At 48.5% G+C, this 1,958-nt stretch carries 1 rRNA gene; it reads right to left on the bottom strand.

What is annotated here, in order from left to right:
• Nucleotides 1–103: 103 nt before the first annotated feature.
• Nucleotides 104–1,676: ribosomal RNA gene (locus CP370_RS09010) — 16S ribosomal RNA — on the bottom strand.
• Between the last annotated feature and the right edge of the window lie 282 nt (nucleotides 1,677–1,958).

The raw sequence follows: 1,958 nt of genomic DNA, 5'->3' as shown, positions 1-1,958 counted from the left end.
TACCCTCAAAACTAAACAAAGTTTCTCAGTGTGCTTCCGCTTGGCTTTCTCGATGACTTCTCTTAGTGCTCTCGCACTCTCCATCATCTTTCGCCTTCCTTAGAAAGGAGGTGATCCAGCCGCAGGTTCTCCTACGGCTACCTTGTTACGACTTCACCCTAATCATCTGTCCTACCTTAGACGGCTGACTCCTATAAAGGTTATCCCACCGGCTTTGGGTGTTACAGACTCTCATGGTGTGACGGGCGGTGTGTACAAGGCCCGGGAACGTATTCACCGCGGCGTGCTGATCCGCGATTACTAGCGATTCCAGCTTCGTGTAGGCGAGTTGCAGCCTACAGTCCGAACTGAGAACGGCTTTAAGAGATCCGCTTGCCTTCGCAGGTTCGCTTCTCGTTGTACCGTCCATTGTAGCACGTGTGTAGCCCAGGTCATAAGGGGCATGATGACTTGACGTCATCCCCACCTTCCTCCGGTTTGTCACCGGCAGTCTCATTAGAGTGCCCAACTTAATGATGGCAACTAATGACAAGGGTTGCGCTCGTTGCGGGACTTAACCCAACATCTCACGACACGAGCTGACGACAGCCATGCACCACCTGTCTCAGCGTCCCCGAAGGGAACACCTAATCTCTTAGGTTTGCACTGGATGTCAAGACCTGGTAAGGTTCTTCGCGTTGCTTCGAATTAAACCACATGCTCCACCGCTTGTGCGGGCCCCCGTCAATTCCTTTGAGTTTCAACCTTGCGGTCGTACTCCCCAGGCGGAGTGCTTAATGCGTTAGCTGCAGCACTGAGAGGCGGAAACCTCCCAACACTTAGCACTCATCGTTTACGGCATGGACTACCAGGGTATCTAATCCTGTTCGCTACCCATGCTTTCGAGCCTCAGCGTCAGTTACAGACCAGAGAGCCGCCTTCGCCACTGGTGTTCTTCCATATATCTACGCATTCCACCGCTACACATGGAGTTCCACTCTCCTCTTCTGCACTCAAGTTCAACAGTTTCTGATGCAATTCTCCGGTTGAGCCGAAGGCTTTCACATCAGACTTATTGAACCGCCTGCACTCGCTTTACGCCCAATAAATCCGGACAACGCTTGCCACCTACGTATTACCGCGGCTGCTGGCACGTAGTTAGCCGTGACTTTCTAAGTAATTACCGTCAAATAAAGGCCAGTTACTACCTCTATCTTTCTTCACTACCAACAGAGCTTTACGAGCCGAAACCCTTCTTCACTCACGCGGCGTTGCTCCATCAGACTTTCGTCCATTGTGGAAGATTCCCTACTGCTGCCTCCCGTAGGAGTTTGGGCCGTGTCTCAGTCCCAATGTGGCCGATCAGTCTCTCAACTCGGCTATGCATCATTGCCTTGGTAAGCCGTTACCTTACCAACTAGCTAATGCACCGCAGGTCCATCCAAGAGTGATAGCAGAACCATCTTTCAAACTCTAGACATGCGTCTAGTGTTGTTATCCGGTATTAGCATCTGTTTCCAGGTGTTATCCCAGTCTCTTGGGCAGGTTACCCACGTGTTACTCACCCGTCCGCCGCTCGCTTGTATCTAGTTTCATTTAGTGCAAGCACTAAAATCATCTAGGCAAGCTCGCTCGACTTGCATGTATTAGGCACGCCGCCAGCGTTCGTCCTGAGCCAGGATCAAACTCTCATTTTCCTTTTGAAAATGAGCTTTTTATCGTTTAGCTCTAAAACTTTCTTTGAGTTATCTCAAATTTATTGCTTGCGAATTGACTTCGCTTTTGTTTGGGATTTTTATATCCCGCACACTTTCAGCGAAACTTTGTTCAGTTTTCAAGGTACTACCGTTGTCATATGACAACTTTTATATTATATCATGTCTTTTAAGCTTTGACAAGAACTTTTTTAATTTTCTCATCTCTCTCAAATGACAGCTTTATAATATTATCATCTTTTGCTCGCTTTGGCAAGCTTTTTT

Source organism: Lactobacillus sp. UMNPBX19 (assembly GCF_002553805.1).
Classification (GTDB): Bacteria; Bacillota; Bacilli; order Lactobacillales; family Lactobacillaceae; genus Lactobacillus.
Note: the sequence above shows the minus strand (reverse complement) of the source record. Positions and strands in the feature narration are given on the sequence as shown.